At 49.1% G+C, this 19,142-nt stretch carries 16 protein-coding genes; 9 read left to right on the top strand and 7 right to left on the bottom strand.

Translation table 11 applies throughout. The features are described 5' to 3' along the window. Positions 1-8 precede the first annotated feature (8 nt). The 3 genes from C7R94_RS25840 to C7R94_RS25850 all read left to right on the top strand — a co-directional run bounded on the left by C7R94_RS25840 (position 9) and on the right by C7R94_RS25850 (position 2,670). Complete coding sequence (locus C7R94_RS25840; protein ID WP_047071884.1) at positions 9-827, top strand: SPL family radical SAM protein; 819 nt, start codon at positions 9-11, stop codon at positions 825-827. 105 nt (positions 828-932) lie between these two features. Next, entirely contained in the window at positions 933-1,640 is a 708-nt protein-coding gene (locus C7R94_RS25845) for a molybdenum cofactor biosynthesis protein (RefSeq protein WP_047071883.1), read from the top strand. Positions 1,641-1,644: 4 nt separating this feature from the next. Beyond that, positions 1,645-2,670, top strand: a complete 1,026-nt coding sequence (locus tag C7R94_RS25850) for a ThiF family adenylyltransferase (RefSeq protein WP_106785515.1) — start codon at positions 1,645-1,647, stop codon at positions 2,668-2,670. A 63-nt stretch (positions 2,671-2,733) separates the two neighbouring features. On the opposite strand, the gene C7R94_RS25855 is transcribed toward C7R94_RS25850, so the two are convergent. Genes C7R94_RS25855 through C7R94_RS25865 form a run of 3 tightly spaced genes read right to left on the bottom strand, consistent with a single transcriptional unit; the run spans position 2,734 to position 6,227 of the window. After that, positions 2,734-3,795 (bottom strand): sensor histidine kinase, encoded by a 1,062-nt coding sequence (locus tag C7R94_RS25855; protein ID WP_106785516.1) that lies wholly within the window; start codon positions 3,793-3,795, stop codon positions 2,734-2,736. Further along, entirely contained in the window at positions 3,792-4,466 is a 675-nt protein-coding gene (locus C7R94_RS25860) for a response regulator transcription factor (RefSeq protein WP_106785517.1), read from the bottom strand. Before C7R94_RS25860 ends, C7R94_RS25855 begins: the two co-directional genes overlap by 4 nt. Before the next feature lie 3 nt (positions 4,467-4,469). Then, positions 4,470-6,227, bottom strand: a complete 1,758-nt coding sequence (locus tag C7R94_RS25865; RefSeq protein ID WP_106785518.1) for an ABC transporter ATP-binding protein — start codon at positions 6,225-6,227, stop codon at positions 4,470-4,472. A 291-nt stretch (positions 6,228-6,518) separates the two neighbouring features. Here C7R94_RS25865 and acnA point away from each other — a divergent pair, with 291 nt between their 5' ends. From acnA to C7R94_RS25890, 5 genes are all read left to right on the top strand, one after another. Continuing rightward, on the top strand, positions 6,519-9,248 hold the full coding sequence (gene acnA / locus C7R94_RS25870) for an aconitate hydratase AcnA (RefSeq protein ID WP_047071873.1): 2,730 nt from the start codon (positions 6,519-6,521) through the stop codon (positions 9,246-9,248). A gap of 211 nt (positions 9,249-9,459) precedes the next feature. Continuing rightward, on the top strand, positions 9,460-10,641 hold the full coding sequence (gene alr / locus C7R94_RS25875) for an alanine racemase (protein ID WP_106785519.1): 1,182 nt from the start codon (positions 9,460-9,462) through the stop codon (positions 10,639-10,641). A gap of 77 nt (positions 10,642-10,718) precedes the next feature. Next, the gene (locus tag C7R94_RS25880) at positions 10,719-12,311 is read left to right on the top strand and encodes an alkaline phosphatase family protein (protein WP_106785520.1); all 1,593 of its coding nucleotides are present in this window, start codon (positions 10,719-10,721) and stop codon (positions 12,309-12,311) included. 188 nt (positions 12,312-12,499) lie between these two features. After that, positions 12,500-12,823: a DUF3892 domain-containing protein gene (locus C7R94_RS25885; protein ID WP_106785521.1), complete on the top strand. Its 324-nt coding sequence runs from the start codon at positions 12,500-12,502 to the stop codon at positions 12,821-12,823. Positions 12,824-13,013: 190 nt separating this feature from the next. Then, on the top strand, positions 13,014-14,327 hold the full coding sequence (locus tag C7R94_RS25890) for a phytoene desaturase family protein (protein ID WP_158264711.1): 1,314 nt from the start codon (positions 13,014-13,016) through the stop codon (positions 14,325-14,327). 48 nt (positions 14,328-14,375) lie between these two features. On the opposite strand, the gene sigJ is transcribed toward C7R94_RS25890, so the two are convergent. From sigJ to C7R94_RS25910, 4 genes are all read right to left on the bottom strand, one after another. Further along, positions 14,376-15,266 carry an RNA polymerase sigma factor SigJ gene (gene sigJ / locus C7R94_RS25895; protein WP_106785523.1) on the bottom strand — a complete coding sequence of 297 codons (891 nt, stop codon included), beginning with the start codon at positions 15,264-15,266 and terminating at the stop codon, positions 14,376-14,378. Further along, on the bottom strand, positions 15,244-16,575 hold the full coding sequence (locus tag C7R94_RS25900; protein ID WP_106785524.1) for a phytoene desaturase family protein: 1,332 nt from the start codon (positions 16,573-16,575) through the stop codon (positions 15,244-15,246). Before C7R94_RS25900 ends, sigJ begins: the two co-directional genes overlap by 23 nt. Before the next feature lie 99 nt (positions 16,576-16,674). Then, a complete protein-coding gene (locus tag C7R94_RS25905; RefSeq protein ID WP_106785525.1) occupies positions 16,675-17,184 on the bottom strand; it encodes a DUF4188 domain-containing protein in 510 nt (169 codons plus the stop codon). A gap of 9 nt (positions 17,185-17,193) precedes the next feature. After that, positions 17,194-17,826: a TetR/AcrR family transcriptional regulator gene (locus C7R94_RS25910; RefSeq protein ID WP_106785526.1), complete on the bottom strand. Its 633-nt coding sequence runs from the start codon at positions 17,824-17,826 to the stop codon at positions 17,194-17,196. 153 nt (positions 17,827-17,979) lie between these two features. On the opposite strand from C7R94_RS25910, the gene C7R94_RS25915 reads away from it, so the two are divergent. Next, entirely contained in the window at positions 17,980-19,122 is a 1,143-nt protein-coding gene (locus C7R94_RS25915; RefSeq protein WP_106785527.1) for a glycosyltransferase family protein, read from the top strand. Positions 19,123-19,142: the final 20 nt, after the last annotated feature.

A 19,142-nucleotide genomic window follows, 5' to 3' on the forward strand; every position in this document is an offset into this window, starting at 1 on the left:
CGCCCCATATGAAAAGCATCCTTTCCTATAAAATGCCGAAAACCCTCCTCAATAAAGGAAGCGGATTTCTTGCGGATTACACCCACTCGCTCAATCCATATACGGGCTGTTCCTTCGCCTGCTCCTATTGCTATGTTCGGCAAATGCCTGTCTCTTTGTTTCGCAACGAGCAATGGGGCACGTGGGTTGACATCAAGCAGCAAGCTGCCGATTTATTGCGCAAGGAGCTTTTGCGGGCTAAGAAAAAAGGTAAGGTGACCATCTTCATGTCTTCGAGTACAGACCCGTACCAGCCCATCGAACAAACAGAAAAGGTAACGCGGTCTTTACTCGAAGTCATGGTAGAGAATCCACCCGATTTTTTGCTGGTGCAGACGAGAAGTCCCTTGGTTTGGCGGGATGCCGATTTGTTGCTCCTGCTGGGTGATCGCGTCCGCGTCAGCATGACCGTCGAGACCGATTTGGAGGAGATTCGCAGGCACTTTAGCCCACAAGCTCCCCCCATTCAAGCGCGGCTCAAAACACTCCAGCGCTTGGCGGAAGCAGGTATTCCTACACAAGCAACGATTGCCCCTGTTTTGCCTAGCAGTGAGTCATTCCCGGAGATTTTGCGCCCCTTGGTCACCCGTGTCTGTGTCGACGATTTTTACATGGGAGATGGCAGCGGCGGTAAACGAACGAAAAGAAACGGAATTCCCGCTCTCTATGAACAGCTTGGGCTGGAACAATGGTATGACCCTTCCGCCTATCGAATCGTCTATGATCGGCTATTACGTGTCTTCCCCCCGGATCAGATTTATTTGAGTCAGGAAGGCTTCGCCCCTTAGCATCACAACCCCTGATTGACACACCCCATTCATTGGCAACTTTGATTGGTTTATGATATCGTCTAGCCTAGAGAGTAGTATCATCCAGGGAAATGAGGAATTGTCTTGACCATTACGATCTTGTTATTTGCCGGACTCGCTGAACGCGCGAATGCCCGGGAAGTACAGTTGACCTTATCTGAAGGCGCGACCGTTAGCGATCTTCTGCAAGCAGTGGAAAAAGAATATCCTGCGCTCTCTGCGCTTTTGGGCAGCTGCTTTGTCTCCATCAACCATGAATATGCGGCGAAAAACCAGGTTATTTCAGCCGACGATGAGATTGCCCTCTTGCCTCCTGTAAGCGGCGGAGAGGAAGACCCCCGCTTCGCCATTACCGAGGAGCCCATTTCTGCGGACAAGCTCGTTCGTCTGGTGAGCAACCCGCATGCAGGGGCGATCCTTACTTTTGTCGGAACTGTTCGGGAATTTACCCATGGTCAACGCACGGTGTATTTGTCCTATGAAGCGTATGCCCCTATGGCTGTTGAAAAAATGAAGCAGGTCGCAGCTGAGATCGAGGAACGCTGGCCAGGAGCGCAAGTCGCGATGCACCATCGTATCGGTAATTTGGCTGTGGAAGAGATTGCGGTTGTTTGTGCCGTTGCAACAGCCCATCGCAACGAATCGTTTGAAGCAGGCCGTTATGCCATCGAGCGACTCAAGCAGATCGTTCCCATTTGGAAAAAAGAAATGTGGGAAGATGGAAGCGAATGGAAGGGACATCAGCAAGGACCGTGGAATCCGCTTGCGATGCCAGAAGGAAAGGTGGAGTAACGCCTTGGATACTCGCTATTCCCGTCAGATATTGTTTCATCCTATCGGGCGGAGTGGACAGGAGAAGCTTGGGCAAAGCCGTGTAGCGATCGTCGGCATGGGGGCGCTCGGAACTGTTCTCTCCAATCATATGGTCCGTGCTGGAGTAGGCTTTGTCCGCATCATTGACCGCGACTTCGTCGAGCCGAGCAACCTGCAGCGTCAAATGCTCTACGACGAATCCGATGCAGCCGAGCATTTGCCAAAAGCAATCGCAGCCCACGCCAAGCTGACAAAGATCAACTCAGCTGTCACGATTGAACCGATTGTTGCAGACCTCACCGCTTACAATGCGGAGGAATTGCTGGCAGACGTCGATCTCGTTCTGGATGCGACGGATAATTTTCAGGTGAGATACCTCGTGAACGATGTTTGCGTCAAGCATGGCATTCCGTGGGTGTACGGTGGCGCTGTGAGTGCGACCGGAACCTTTACCGCGATTCGCCCAGGAATCACGCCTTGCTTGCGCTGTCTTTTTCCTGAGGCGCCAAACCCGGGTGAGATGCCTACCTGTGACACGGCTGGCGTCATCGGACCGATCATTCACATCGTCGCCTCCTATCAGGCAACAGAAGCATTCAAGCTGTTAGTAGGCGCAACCGATGAACTCAATCCGAATTTGGAGCACTTTGAGATTTGGCATAATCGCCATCAGCAAATCAAGGTGGTCAATGCCCGCCGAGACGATTGTCCGACATGTGGGCAGAAGCAATTTTCATTTTTGCAGCCGGATACCCAAGATGGACAAGCCGTTTCGCTTTGCGGTCGAGACACCGTACAAATCTCGCCAGCCGTTGCAATGACACTTGATCTGAACGCATTGGCTGATAGACTCTCACCTTTGGGGCAAATTGAGCAAAACAAGTTTTTGCTGCGTTTCCGAGTCGATTCTTACACGCTCGTCATTTTCCCAGATGGTCGCGTCCTCGTGCAAGGCACAGATGACGTCAGCCTGGCACGTTCGCTCCATGCCAAGTATATCGGCGCGTAACTGGTTAACCCGTAATGAAAATAAGCTGTCCCAGACCGTCGTCGAGACGAAGGGGCAGCTTTTTTATGCCGTTTGAACAAATGTAATCGTAAACGTCGTACCTTTCCCTACGTCACTCTCAACGACGATCTTGGCATGATGCAAATCCATTATTTTTTTCACGATCGCCAGCCCCAGACCACTGCCCGAATTGGCTCGATTCCGCGATGGGTCCGCCTTGAAAAATCTTTCGAAAATGCGCTCCTGATTTTCCTTGGATATCCCGATTCCCGTATCGGTTATTTTCACGAGCACTTCTCCGTTTACCGTCTCCAGCTTTACGCTAATTTTTCCGCCTGCCTCCGTGAATTTGATGCTGTTGCCAAGTAAGTTGGTCCAGACTTGACTCAGCATATCCTCGTCGGCGACGATTTCGACTTTTTCCAAGTCTATGTCCATATCAATCTCTTTCGCCATCCATTGCGGCTCGCATGCGAGGATGAGTGCGCGCAGTTGCGTGTCCAACCGATATGGCTTCCGCTCTAAATCATGCTGGATGCCCTCTAGCGCAGTGAGCTTAAGCAGGTTGTCGCTGATCTTGGACAGCCGCTTGCTTTCCGACTCAATAATCTCCAAGTAACGTTTACGCTCTTCTTGGCTAAGTCTTTCATTATGCAGGGCGCGAGCAAACCCGCTAATGGACGTCAAAGGTGATTGGATTTCGTGGGAAACATTGGAGATGAACTCCTGCCGCAGCTTCTCCATTTCATTTAATTGTTCCGCCACATGGTTGATGCCGTCCACCAGCTCCCCCCATTCATGCGCCAGCTTGATATCGAGATTGACCCGAAAATCCCCCATGGCAATCCGTCTAAGCGCATCAATCAATGGTTGAAACCTGCCCCGATGCCTTGACATAGTGAAGAAAGAAATGATGATGCCTACCCCAATAAACAACATGCAGTTCAAAACGGAATGGATCAACGTTTTTACAAGATTATTGGGATGAAAGCCCATATAGCCATATAAGAGAGTAGTAATCCCATATGCACCTAGCCCGCACAGAGCAAATACAGCACATAAGGCCACAACCCCGACGATTCTTTTCAGCAAAACAAGGGAATGTTCTGGCCTTCGCTGTTTCATACCACAATCTCCAAACGATAGCCAAGTCCCCGGACCGTCCGGATCAAAAAGCCGTACATCGCTTCTGGAAAACGCTCCCGCAATCGGTTGATGTGCACGTCTACCGTACGCTCATTTCCCTCAAAATCATAGCCCCATATTTGTTCGATCAGCTGCTCGCGGGAAATCGTCTGCCCGGGATAGCTGGCCAGTTTGAACAACAGCTCGAACTCCTTTAGTGGGATCGTCCAGGTTTTCGTCCCGCTGGCGACTGCAAACGTTTTACGATCAAGCAGCAGTCTTCCTGCTTGAACCTGATGCGAAGCAGCAATCCGGTAACGCTTGAGCAGCGCTTTTACCCGGACGACCAGCTCCTGCGGATCAAACGGCTTCACCAAATAATCGTCTGTCCCTAGCTCAAAGCCTTTGATTTTTTGCGATGTCTCTCCCTTGGCAGTCAGCATGAGCAAGGGAAAATCATAATACTCGCGAAGCTTTCGACACAGCTCCCAGCCGTCCATGTTCGGCATCATGATGTCAAGAATCACCAGTTGTGCGGCAACCGACTCCAGTTTGTCCAGTGCCTCCTGTCCGTCAGCGGCTTCCACTATCGTAAAGCCTTCATTGCGCAAGAAGACGCTGACGAGCTCGCGAATATGCGGATCGTCGTCGACTACCATAATTGTGGTCACGTTCTACACCCTCTCTTTTACGAGCAATTGCTGACTAGCCAATTCCCGGTACATCTCATGGGTTTGAAAAAGCTCTTCATGTGTACCCATACCTGTGATTTTTCCCTTTTCCAAAAAGATGATTTGATCTGCTTCCACCACCGTCGACAAGCGATGGGCAATCACGAGGGTGGTACGTCCCTTCATCAAATTTTGCAACGCCTTCTGGACGATCATCTCCGAATTACTGTCCAAGCTAGAGGTCGCTTCATCCAGCATCAAGATTTGCGGGTCCCGAAGCAGTGCACGGGCAATCCCGATTCGTTGGCGCTGTCCACCCGATAGCTTCATGCCTCGCTCCCCTACTTCTGTCTCATAGCCATTCGGCAATTCTTCTATAAATTGATCCGCATAGGCCATCTTTGCCGCCTCCTTCAGCTCCTCCTCGCTAATCGTCCGTGAAATCCCGTAGCAAATATTTTCTCGAATGGTTCCGGCGATCAATGGACTTTCCTGGGACACGTAGCCGATTTGACTTCTCCATGACTTCAAGGAAAAATCCGTGATGGGATCATTGCCCAGCCTGATTTCTCCAGTCAGTGGCTGGTAATACCTTTCAACTAGGGAAAACAACGTGGTCTTGCCGCTGCCGCTCGGTCCGACAATCGCATTTACTTTTCCGGCCCCAATCGTAAAGCTGACATCATCGAGAATCGTTTCCCCGTTCTCATACGCGAAGCTCACATGGTTCACATGAATGGGCAGACCTGCGTTTTCAAGCGTCCGTCCTGCAAGAAGATCTTCCTCTTCGGCGTCCAGAGTCGCAATGATTCTCTCTGTTGCCCCCATGGCTTTTTGCAAGGAGGTGAAAAACTGTGTGAATTGTCCCAGCGGTATGACGATTTGCACCAGATACAAAATAAACGCGACCAGCTCACCAGCTGTCAATGCTCCCGTGGATACGCGCATGCCACCATAGCCGATCACAACCACGAGCAGCACCATCAGGATAAAGGACATTAACGGTCCAATGACGGCTTGGACTTTTCCTTCTCTCAGCCCGAATCGAAACAGATTCCCGATTGCTTTTGTTCCCATTCCCAGTTCGCGGGTTTCGGCATTGGAAGATTTGACGAGCCGCATCTCTTGGAGCACTTGATTCATAATTGTCGTAAAGCTAGCAGTCTCGTCTTGGAGTCCTTTCGAAATTTTGTACATCTGACTGCCAAGCGGAATGAGAATCCCGATGCACAGCGGTACCGCAACGAGCATGGTTAACGTCATTTGCCAATCGAGGTAGAGCAAAGTCACCACAGAACCAACGATCGTGATCAATCCTGTGAAAAAGTTGGACAGTTGATCACTAATCAGACTTTTCACTACGCCGGTATCGTTCGTCATTCGACTGATCGTCTCACCTGTCCGGTTGTTATCATAATAGGAGATCGGCAGGACGAGCAGTTTTTTCCAGAGTCGTTCACGGAGTGAGGCTACCACACTCTCGCCGACATGATTTAATAAGTAGATGGACAGCCCTCCGGCAATGGCTTGCGCGACAAAGGCAACGATCAAGAGAATGATTTGTGGTGTTGTGATCGTAGATAAGGAAAAGCTGTCCACCAAATCCTTCGTAAACAGCGGAATCACTAAGCTAACCAGTGTGGTAGCGATGCTCATGAACAACGCGACACCGATTTTTAGTTTGGATGGCTTTGTTTCCATGATTAATCGAAAGAAAGGCCGCCAGTTTCCCCATTTCGCTACGCTATTCGTTTGTTCCATTCGTTCATTTCTCCCCTTTTTCCTCCACGTCATTTTCACTTGCAAGAGATAAGATACTGCATGAATGTAAACGAAATATAAACGAGATAATAATTGAAGTGCGTGCAATTTTGTTCTTTCTAATAAGAAGACGTTCTTGATCCAATTTTCTTTACCTGTGATTTTTGTATATAAATGATGAATTTGGGGTAGAAGCCGGGAAACAAATCGTATATAATAGGTTCGTAATGAAGAAACGAAACAACGTTTCACCAGATGAAACTCCAAGTTATTATAGGGAGGTTGTATACATTGGCTAACAAAGATGCTTACAAAGTAAAGTCTTCCCTGCAAGTAGGCGACAAGTCTTTTGCTTACTATCGCCTGCAAGGGTTGGAAGAACAAGGATTGGGCGATGTTTCCAAACTGCCGTTCTCCATTAAAGTTCTACTCGAGGCTGCTGTACGTCAGTTCGACGGCCGCGCGATCACGAAAGAACACGTACAACAATTGGCGACCTGGACAAAAGGCCGCGACGAAAACCAAGAAGTACCGCTCATGCCAGCTCGTATCGTTCTGCAAGACTTCACCGGTGTACCGGCTGTAGTTGACTTGGCAGCGATGCGCATCGCTATGAAGCGCGCTGGTGGAGATCCAAAACGAATCAACCCATTGGTTCCAGTTGACCTCGTTATCGACCACTCCGTCATGGTTGACGATTTCGGTAACGCGTCCGCTCTGGACAACAACATGAAATTGGAATTCGAACGCAACCAAGAGCGCTACCGCTTCCTGCGTTGGGCACAAACTGCGTTTGACAACTTCCGTGCGGTTCCTCCAGCTACTGGTATCGTTCACCAAGTAAACTTGGAGTACCTCGCAACTGTAATCGCTACTCGCGAAGTAGATGGAGAACTGGTTGCTTTCCCTGACTCTCTCGTAGGTACTGACTCCCACACCACTATGATCAACGGTCTTGGTGTTCTTGGATGGGGTGTTGGTGGTATCGAGGCAGAAGCAGGAATGCTTGGCCAACCTCTGTATTTCGTAACCCCAGAAGTAGTTGGTTTCAAACTGACTGGTACCCTGAGTGCTGGTGCGACTGCAACCGACCTTGCTCTGACTGTTACGCAAATGCTGCGTAAAAAAGGCGTTGTAGGTAAATTCGTGGAGTTCTACGGACCAGGCCTGTCCAACATCTCGCTGGCTGACCGCGCTACCGTAGCAAACATGGCACCTGAGTACGGCGCTACAATGGGCTTCTTCCCAGTAGATGCTGAGACACTCAACTACATGCGTCAAACCGGTCGTGAAGAAGACCTGATCTCCTTGGTTGAAACTTACACCAAAGCACAAGGCCTCTTCCGTACTGACGAGACTCCAGACCCAGTATTCTCCGAAACATTGGAACTGGATCTGTCCACTGTCGTACCTAGCTTGGCTGGTCCAAAACGTCCTCAAGACCGCGTAGAACTGACTGCTATGAAGGAATCCTTCAATAACAGCCTCGTGACGCCGATCGACAAAGGCGGATTTGGTCTCTCCGAAGAGAAAATCGCAGCTAGCGCACCAGTTGCATATCCAAACGGTGAAACAGCTACGCTGAAAACTGGTTCGGTTGTTATCGCAGCGATCACTTCCTGTACCAATACATCAAATCCTAGCGTAATGCTGGGTGCAGGTATCCTGGCGAAAAAAGCTGTGGAAAAAGGCCTGAAAAAGCCTCCTTTCGTAAAAAGCTCCCTGGCTCCAGGTTCCCGCGTAGTTACCCAATACCTGAAAGACGCTGGTCTGATCGACTCCTTGGATGCTATCGGATTCAACGTCGTAGGTTATGGTTGCACCACTTGCATCGGTAACTCCGGTCCATTGCCAGAGGAAACCAGCAAAGCTATCGCTGACGAAGATCTGACAGTTGCAGCGGTACTCTCCGGTAACCGTAACTTCGAAGGCCGTATCCATGCACAGGTAAAAGCGAACTACCTCGCTTCTCCTCCATTGGTTATCGCCTATGCACTCGCAGGTACTGTAAATATCGATCTGACTACAGAGCCAATCGGCACTGGCAAAGACGGTCAACCTGTATTCTTGAAAGACATCTGGCCAACTCCACAAGAGATCGCAGCTGCTATGGACAAAGCTATGAATCCAGCTCTGTTCCGCGCTGAGTACGGCCAAGTGTTCACACAAAACGAAGCTTGGAACAAAATCGACGTTCCTACTGGCGACCTGTATGAGTGGGATGAAAAATCCACGTACATCCAAGAACCGCCATTCTTCCAAAACCTGGCTGGAGAAATTGCAAAAATCGCAGACATCAAAGCAGCGAACACCATCGCACTCTTCGGTGATTCTGTAACAACTGACCATATCTCCCCAGCTGGTAACATCTCGCCAACTAGCCCAGCAGGTCTGTATCTGCAAGCAAACGGCGTAGAGCGCAAAGACTTCAACTCCTACGGTGCTCGTCGTGGTAGCCACGATGTAATGATGCGCGGTACATTTGCGAACATCCGTATCCGCAACCAAGTGGCTCCTGGCACTGAGGGCGGCGTAACCAAATACTTGCCAACTGACGAAGTAATGTCCATCTACGATGCTTCCATGAAGTATCAAGCAGACGGTACTCCACTCGTTGTACTGGCTGGTAAAGAGTATGGTACTGGTTCTTCCCGTGACTGGGCAGCAAAAGGTACATTCCTCTTGGGTATCAAAGCGGTTATCGCTGAGAGCTTCGAGCGTATCCACCGTGCTAACCTGGTTGGTATGGGCGTTCTGCCTCTGCAATTCGCTGATGGCCAAAGCTGGAAGTCCCTCGGCATCGACGGTACTGAGTCCTTCAGCATTGTAGGCCTCTCCGATGATGTTCAACCTGGCCAACGCGTAAAAGTTGAAGCAACGAAGAAAGACGGCAGCACTTTCGAATTCGAAGTAATCGTGCGCCTCGATTCTATGGTAGACGTAGACTACTACCGCAATGGTGGTATCCTGCAAACGGTTCTGCGTCAATTGCTGGATGAAGGCAAACCAGTCAACGCGTAAGCAAACGAATAAAAAATAAGTTCGTATCAGCACCCACCCAACGAAAAGGGCAGGCTCCGAGTATCTCGGAAGTCTGCTCTTTTTACGTTTCCAGCCAGAAACATGGTCTGCTTTTTGTTATCTCTTCCTGATGGGCCACGCTTAAGTGGAAGATACTGTGAATACGCATGGAAGAGGGGAATTGTTCCCCAGAAAAAGGGAGGGATTCGTGATGAAACAGTTGTTTCGCGAAACCTGGATCGAGGTAAATCTCGATGCCGTCAAGAAAAACATTCGGGCAATACGCCGGCATATTCCTGAACAAACGAAAATTATGGCGGTTGTAAAAGCAAATGCCTATGGCCATGGTTCGGCCGGAGTAGCACGCCATGCCCTCGAGTACGGGGCTACTTCCCTCGCTGTCGCCATCCTGGAAGAAGGCATTGTCTTACGAAAGGCTGGAATTGCCGCACCTATACTCGTGCTGGGATTCACGCCTCTTTCACGTGTCAAAGAGGCGGTCGCCTGGAATATTGAGTTGTCCGCGTTTCAGGCCGATTGGATCAAAAAAGCCGATAAAATTGTCAAAGCAACCTCTTTCTCCAATCGTCTGAACATCCATATCAACGTAGATACGGGCATGGGACGATTGGGCGTACGGACAAAATCCGGGTTGCTTGCAGTCGTGAAGGCCTTAACATCCAGCTCTTCCCTTGCATGGACCGGAATCTTCACTCATTTTTCCACTGCGGATGAACCTGATCACACATTGACCAAAGCGCAACACGAGCTATTTGTTGATTATCTTCGTTATCTGAAGGAAAAAGACTTCGAGCTTCCGACCGTACACATGAGCAACACCGCTGCAACCATTGCTTTTCCCGAATACAGCGCCGATATGATCCGCCTCGGAATCGGCATGTACGGACTGTATCCATCCGCTTATATCCGACAACTCAATCGTGTCAAGCTCGTTCCGGCACTCAGCTTGAAATCGCGCTTCTCCTATGTGAAGACAATGCTGACGCCACCGTATACCATCAGTTATGGGGCTACATACATAGCAAAGCACGGAGAGGTTATCGGGACGGTTCCCATTGGTTATGCCGACGGTTATTCGCGCGCACTTTCTAACCGGGGATTTGTTCTGTATCGAGGCAGACGGTTGCCGATCGCAGGGCGAGTGACAATGGATCAGATGATGGTCAGCTTGGGAGAAGGCAGTGGAAAGCAAGGCGATGAAGTCGTGATTTACGGCAAGCAAGGAAACCACGAGATTACTGTCGATGAGATTGCCGAAATGCTCGGAACGATCAATTATGAAGTCGTTGCCACCCTCAGTAATCGCATTCCTCGTTTGTTTTTGGAAAAAGGAGTGGTTGTAGAGATCTCTCATCTATTGCCAGAAGGGTAATTGAGGCAGGCTTGGAGAATAATTTTTCCCCGAAAACAAAAAATAGGGGAAACGATTTCGCGGAAAGGAATGGAAACATGAAGTCGCGATTCACTTACGCCATCCTTCTCCTGTTGGCGCTGAGTCTGACTGTGATCAGCTGCAAGCCAGACTCAGCTTCCCAAATCCGTCAGCAAAGCCTTAAAGCTCAACCCTTAGCTGAGAGAAACGAATCGCAAAAACCTGTCCTGCTCATTCTCATTGATTCGTTAATGGACAAACCATTGCAAGAAGCGATCCGGCAAGGCCGCGCTCCCGCTTTGGGTTATTTGCTTGCAAACGGGCGCTATTACCCGCAGGTTGTGAGTTCTTTTCCTACCATGTCGGTAACGATCGACAGCACCCTCCTTACAGGTACGTATGCCAATCAGCATTATGTACCGGGATTATCTTGGTTCAGCAACAAGGAAAAGCGAATGATTTATTACGGGTATGGGCCCAAAGAAGGTCTGAAGATCGATCAGCCACAGGTTCTGCTAGATATCCTTCATCAATTGAATTTGGTCCAGCTCAATCCGCATACGAAAACCATCCATGAAGAACTGGCTGAAAAAGGCAAGGATACCGCTTCGATCAATGGTATTATATGGCGAGGCAAAACAGCTCACACCTTGCAGATTCCCCGTCTCGTTGAATTCAGTACGCGCTTGCCAGGCGAGGTGAAAGTGAACGGGCCAAAACTGCTGTCGTATGCAGCATTTGCCCAGCTTGATCCGAATCAAAAAAGCGAAAAGCGCATTTGGCGAAAATACGGGATGAATGATGAGTTTTCCGCACAGGAGATCAATTATCTCATCACCAACAAGAAGCTCCCCCCTCTTACCATCGCGTATTTCCCGGAAAATGACATGGAGGTGCACAGGAAGGGAGCAGCTTCCATCGAAGGGATTGAAAAAGCAGATAAAGCCCTGCAAACCGTGCTTGATGCTTTTGGTTCATGGGACAAGGCAGTCAAGGAAGCGCGATGGATCGTCATGGGAGACAGTGCCCAGAGCGCTGTTCTTGATGATCGCCAGGCCGCTACCATCGATTTGCGCGACTTTTTAACCCCTTATCAGATCGCGAAAATCGGTCGACCCCTCACCCCCACTGACCAAATCGTGATCTCGACCAACGAACGGATGGCTTATATTTATGCCCTGGACCCGCGTATTCCGTTACCCGATATTGTTAACCGTTTGCAGCGTGAACCGAAGCTGGACATCATTGCGCGGAAGGAAGGCAACAAGATTATCGTAACAGCAGGCACGGTCAACCGACAATTTACTTTTCAGCAAAAGGGTTCCTATACCGATCCATACGGTCAAGCATGGACCTTCAGTGGTGATCCGCGTCTGCTCGATATCACCATCAACAAGAACCGGATCACGTATGGGAAATATCCGGACGTTTTAGCGAGGCTCTATGGCGCAATGAATTCGCATGAAGGCAGATATGTAGTCGTTACGGTTCAGCCTGGCCATGAGCTTATAACGGAAAACTCCCCCACCCATATCGGCGGTGCTGCACACGGTTCCCTGCACGAAATGGACTCACTCGTTCCCATGCTAGTAATCGGGACAACGACGCGTCCCCAATCTTTGCGTATCGTCGACTTGAAAGACTGGCTGCTGCGCCTGACAACCGAGTGAGTGAGGCAGCTCACCCCTGAACAACTGCAAGAGCTACTATCGATTGCACTCGACGACCAGGAAAAATATAAGCGGATAGCCGCGACCTTGCTTCCTCTAAGTTCACGGCGAGCATAGTCCCAGAAAACAAAAAACGAATACATGTTCTCCTCCATTTTAGGCACCCTACTGATGAGGAGGGATGATGCATGGATCAACGGAACTTTGAACAAGTTTATGAAGCGTACAAAAATGCCGGAGAACAACAGGCGATGCAAGAAAATGAAGATAACAGCCCACTGACGAATCCGGGAAAAGAGCAAATCGTGGCTGTCAGGAAAAACGACGATGGAGACTTGATCGCCTTTAAAACAGACACAGGCCGCGAGCTCGACTATATCACCGCACTCAATGATGCAAAGGCTGGCAAGCTGGCTCATGTAGACGTATTTCACAAGTATGGGAGAGACATTCTGCGGAGTGAGCCAGATGGGATTAAGGAAAACAATTTGGATAATTTGCCTGACTTTTGACGGTAAAAAGGTCGCCCACTGCTATGGGTCGACCTTTTTTGTATCTACTTGCATTGACTTCGTGGATGAATCTGGAAAGGGATTGGAGCGGCGAACGTTCTTTGAATACTTGCGAGCCTTGACGACTTGAGTTGTCACAAAAAGCCGATTATCTACGACTTAGTAATATATATGAGAAAGGGTGATGATCATGGATGCGTATGATGTTGCAGTAATCGGCGGCGGGTTGTCTGGATTAACCAGTTCCATTTATTTGGCAAGAGCTGGTCTGTCAGTCGTTCTGTTAGAAAAATCAAGTCAGCTAGGGGGACGGGCCGCAACGATCAAAAAGAATGGAGCTTCTCTCAATCTTGGCCTCCATGCACTTTACAAAGGTGGAGCTGCCGAAGAAGTTCTACAGGAGCTGGGAATCTCCGTCGAAGGTGCGTACGCGCCTGCAAAAGGCGGCATGGTGTGGAATGGCAAACTTTTCGAACTCCCCGGAAGTCCACTCTCCCTTTTGAGGAATCCCTTGCTGTCCCCTTCGGCTAAATGGGAATTGACTCGATTTGTGAACCGATTGAGGGGAATCGATACAAAAGTTTTACCCCCCATCAGTTTTCGAGAATGGGTCGAACAGGAAATACGCGATTCCATGATTCGTCAGCTCATTTACGCTGTTTGCAGGACGAATACATTTGTACCTTACCCGGAGCTACTCTTGGCGGCTCCAGGAGTGAGACGATTGCAACTTGTTTTTAAAGGAAACCAAGTGTTATATCTCGATCACGGTTGGGGGCAACTGGTTGATCATCTGCAGAAGGAAGCAATCCGTACAGGTGTAACGATTTTAAACAGTAAAAGTATAGCAGAGATTGTCCATGATCACGGGAAAGTCCGGCAGCTCTATTTTGCGGATGGCGATAAACTGGAAACCTCCTATGTCATCGTCACAGCAGGACCATCCGAAACCTTCAAGATGGTTAAGAATGCGGAGCGTACATCGCTGAAAGTGTGGCGGGATCGTACAAAACCAATATATGCCGCTTGTCTGGATGTCGCATTGCGTAAGCTGCCCATTTTTAATCCCAAACGGCACTTTACTTTCTTTTTGGATCGGCCCATTTTTATTAGTACCCCCTCCGTTATTTCCCATGCAAGTGACGATGGATCGGTCATCATCCATGCATGCAAAGATATCGGTTTCGGCTCGGACCACTCAAAGAACGAAGAAAGCCAATTGGAGGAGGCATTAGACTTTATACAACCTGGATGGAAAAATGAACAGGTTGCCCGTCAATTTTTGCCAAAAATCAAAGTTGCTCACGACTTTGATTCTATCGATCGGATCGATAAAAGTTATGGCCCCTCCGTTCCAGAAGTGTACGGGTTGTATGTGGCCGGTGATTGGACTGGGCGAGGTGAAGTTTTAGTAGACGCGGTTTTTGCTAGTGCGAAACGAGCTGCACAAGAGGTCATTCGTGAATATAACTCAATTGAAGTGAGGTCAGACTTGCGCAGCTGATCTTGGCTATCTATCCTATCCCTTTCGGCAGCTTCCGGACTTCGCCGTCTATGATGGTGAAGTCTTTGCCATGTTCAGGTGGGCCAGCTTGTCAGGGTTCACCGTCATATAAAATCTTGAGATTCGGTTACCTTCGAACTCCATGGATAGGACATAATGGACGGTTTCACCGATCATAAATAGGAAGCCTGGCAATCCATTAACCGTTGCATGGTGATAAACCATGCCTTCTGGAAGCTTGCTGGCCGTCCCAGTAAAGAAAGCAATAACCCGTTCCATTGTAAGAATCGGGTTAAGTGCTGCTTTCACCTTACCGCCGCCATCCATGATAAGTGATACATCCGCCGTTAGCAGTTCCATCACACGACTGATGTCACCGCTTTCGAACGATTGCATGAACTGGCGAACGATCTGATGCGTACGCACAGTTTGTTTTGACGTCGGAGTCTCCTCTTCCGTAGAGCGCGGCATGCCTCGCCTTGCCCGGTGAAAGATTTGTCGGCAGTTGGCTACACTTTTGCCGGTCAAGGCGGCAATTTCTTCATAGCTGAAGCCGAACGCCTCTCGCAAAACAAAGATAATGCGTTCGACTTCACTCAACTGTAGCAGCAAGAGCAAATAGGCCGTGCTGATCGTATCTCTCCTTATGCAAATATCCTCGGGTCCACCCCTTCCTTCGACCAACGGATCGGGCAGCCACGGACCGATATAAGTTTCCCGTTGTTTGGTCTGTTTCCGAATTCGGTCTGCGCATAAATTGGAAGCAATACGACAAAGATACGATTTTGTGTTGGTAACGGATCTATCGCCATCTCGTTCCGTCCAAGCCACAAACGTCTCCTGTACAATATCTTCGGCATCCGACACACTGCCGAGCAGCCGATAAGCAATCGAGAATAACAACGGTCTATACATTTCATATTGTTCTGCGATATTCATGGTACTCCCCTTGTTTCGGCATTAATCGATTTAGTAATTCAACGACGGCGCGCTTGGCGCTGGCCGCCGCGGCATCCACAAGCAGTTCGCCATGTCCGGCCCAATCGCCAGCGATATAAAGATTTGGCAACTCGGGGACAGCAGGCCCGGGCGCTTCCATGCGTTCATTGTGAGCATAGTCGTGAACAACCGTTATATGCGGTAAATATTGAGTCGCTTGCAATTCCTTCCTCCATCCTGGCTGCAAAATATCCATCGTTCGCTCCAGATCGGCTTTATCCTGCTCAGCGTCAGGCTGCGAAGAACCGTGATATTTCAGGATATGAACCGCAAGCCCACCGTTATCGCTAAGTTTCGCCGCTCTCGACTGATTACTAAATAGAAAAGGAGAATCAAGCCCCATGACAAACTGTACTTTTGGATTAGGCAGCCTTCGCATCCCGAGATCAAGACAGGCCGTCGTGACTGGTCGCGCTTGCCGACACCATCTTTCGAGAGCTGTCTTCTCGGAGCCGCTAACGATTTTGTAGCATTCGGTCGGGGGGACGGCCAAGATGACTGCATTTGCATAACCGACCCCACCGTCCGCGTACCGGATTTCGTAGAAGCTTTCTACTGAATCCGGTTGGGCCGACGTTTGCCGAGTGATGCTAACCACGGCTTTCCCCGTCTCGGCCCGTACACCCGCCTTCATCGCTGTTTGGCGCAATCGCTCTATAATGGAACTCCATCCACCGTTCACATACAATGCGCCGCCATTAAGGACGTGATTCACTTGTCGCAGAGCCGGCCCAGCCGATTGAATCTCGGGCCTATGTGCAAAGGTGGCTGTACGGCACAAGGCGTAGATCATGTGTCTGACCTCCGGTTCGCGGATGGAGCGTTCCGCCCAATCCTTCAGCGAGCCTTGTGGGAGGTTTCGTTTGTCCAGCTTTTTTAGGGACATCATAATGCGAGCCAGCTCTACTTTGCCCCTGATCGAAAGCAAACGTGATGTCATAAGCGAAATGGGAGACCCGGGCAAGTCATGGAGCTGTCTCTCTCGTAGCATATGACCAGCCATCGCCGGTACGTTGCCATCTGGTGTTGCGCCAAGCTCATTGAGGATATGAAAGCATTCACCATCTCTGTAAATCGCATGCGCGCCCAGACTAAGGAACACTCCATTTTTATGAACCGTCAGGGCCCTGCCGCCAAACATCCTCGCTTTTTCAGTTAGCATCACCCGCTGGCCAGCTTTCACTGCATACGCAGCGGCAACCCAACCGCTCATTCCTCCGCCGATAACGGCAACATCCCACTTTTCCATCTTTCAATCCCTCCAATCGATTTACACATAAGTCTTTAGAGGGCTTTTTTTTGTGACACGGTTTAGGAAAATTTCCTGATTGACTTGGACATCAATCGATCAAGGTATAGGAGTAGGAGTAGGAACGGCCGGCTCGTTCTCACCGCCCAAACGGCGGCGTGCTGTCTCTCTTTTTCCTACTGCCGGTAGATGCTCTCCTGCCTTGGCCAATCCCCAGACAGGCATATTTCCGTAAAGACATTCATATTTTCCCGCGTCGACCAAATACGTCTCGTGAAAAATCCCAACCGTTCCATCCGTTCCTACCGCTTGGTTGAACTTCTTCCAAGCGCTTAAATGATTGTGGCTTTTTCTCGCGTAATTTTCCAGATGCTCATAGGATTGCCAGTACTGGATTTGGGTGATTTCACGGAGATTAAAATGCGACGTGTGCCCCAAAAGTCCGAGCTCCGGGTGCTGATACAACTCTCGCATCATGCCTCCCATTGCGTTGGCTACTGGCATCCACTTATGAACCGCAAGCATACGGTTGATTCGCATCCCGATGATAAATACGACGAAAGGTCCTTCCATTTGTGCTGTAAAACGCCCCGGAACTACTTTTGCCATCCGACTCCCCTACCTTATCAAAGATTTGAGGTGCAGCTCGTAACACGCCATATAATCAGACACATGAAACAAATGTGCCGTCAGATAGGCTCCGTAAAACATGGTAAACAGCAAAATAATCGCTTCCTCTTCCTTAACATGAATAGCAAGCTGACCATCTTCGGCTGCTTCTTGTACACACTTCTGTAACATTTGATGAAGATCAGTAGCTCGAATGGCTTCTCTCCCCACCTGTTCAGGGAAGCGCAAAAACAATTCCGCCTCGGATAAAATGGGCACACATGGATGCATTTTTTGCTCTGCCAAAAAACTGACGAGACTGAGCATAATTCCTGGATGTTTCTCGGTATCGCGCGTGACCTTGGCAAAAATATGCCGAACGGCTTCCCAGCCTCTCTTGCCAGTCATCTGTAGTTCGACAAAGCATTCTGCTTGCCATATGCTCATGTAATAAATCAGAAGCTCTTCCTTTTGCGGGAAAAATTTAAAAAATGTGACCTTGGACACCTCTGCTCGTTCGCAAATGTCTTCCACCAGAACATTTCGGAAGCTGCCTTCTCCAATCAGCTCTAAGGCAGCATCCAAAAGAGCAAATTTCGTTTTCGCCTTCTTCTTTTCTCGTAATGATATCGCTTCTGCCATCTTGTTCTCCTTTCTCCATTTTCCTTTATATTAGTATATAAATTTACTCGAGTAAATATTTTTATTCAAGTTTGTTGCTGATTACTCCAATTCAGTACCCATCAGGCAATAAATCCATACGATAGGATATAGCCTTATAAAGGAGAGAATTTCATGCGGATTTGTTTTTCTTGCAATCTTGTAGAATTCAAACCTAAGGGAAATGTTCTGCAATTTTTTATCATGCTTGCTGCACTCGATCGAAAAGTAGCCCGTTTGCCTGCCCGAGATCGAAACCGTTGTTTGCTTCACTGTATCCTCCCTTTTCAATTTCGCAATGGAATGGGTGGCTTTACGTTTCAACACGTTTCCTTCTTTCAATCCGATCAGCTCATAGCTGACATCTTTGCTCGTGATCAAAAGCATAATTACGACTTTTTGTTTATCCGCGGCCGTAATGAATCATTTCATCTGTTAAAGAATTATCCGCATCTCGCAAGCAAGCTCCTGTACTTGGCAGTTCAATACAATCTCGATGACAAATATATTATGGGAAGGCTTGACCATATTTTTCAGCATTCACGGATCGTATTTTTCCAAACGGAACCGAATGCAGAAAGATATCGTATGTACCATTTGAACAAAGGAAAATACGCCAACCAGGAGCTTCAACGAAAAATTCAGGTTCTGCCCCAATTCGCTGAGGAATCACAAGACCCTGGCATCACTCGCCAGCCGGAAGATCCGCTTGATTTGATCTGGGCAGGGGTGATCCGTCCCCGCTATGGACTTGCAGTTGCTGCCAAGGCGATTGGCCTGATTCGCAAAAGCTATCCGCAAGCCAAGCTCCGCGTTCTCTACCCCTCGATCGTAGGTGCGTACAAAAAAAGAGCACGTATCCTGCTCCGCTCTCGTGGCGTGGTCGATCACGGGCAAAAATCAATGTGGACGACCAAAAAAATGATCGTGAAGAGCGGAATTGGCATTGCTCTGTTGTATGATAATACAGAAGATCAAAACCCTTCTCATTCGTACCTGTCTCGAATCATCGAATGTATGACATTGGGTGTCCCCGTCCTTACGACCAAAACCATCGGCAATGTCGCTTTGTTAGGTGAACATTATCCTCTCTTCGTGCAAGATGCTTACGATATAAGCTTCCGGTATGAGAAGCTGTGCGACCCCGATTACTATAAGCAAATGAGTCAATACGTTGCGTCTCGGGGGGAACGTTTTCTCGCTGATAATGCGATTCAGTCTTTTTGGGGGATTTTGCAAAAGGAGCACAATCAAAAAAAGCCAGTGCATCCCTCCTAATGTGAGGCGATGTGCTGGCT

This window comes from Brevibacillus sp. NRRL NRS-603, from assembly GCF_003013445.1.
Taxonomy (GTDB): Bacteria; Bacillota; Bacilli; order Brevibacillales; family Brevibacillaceae; genus Brevibacillus; species Brevibacillus formosus.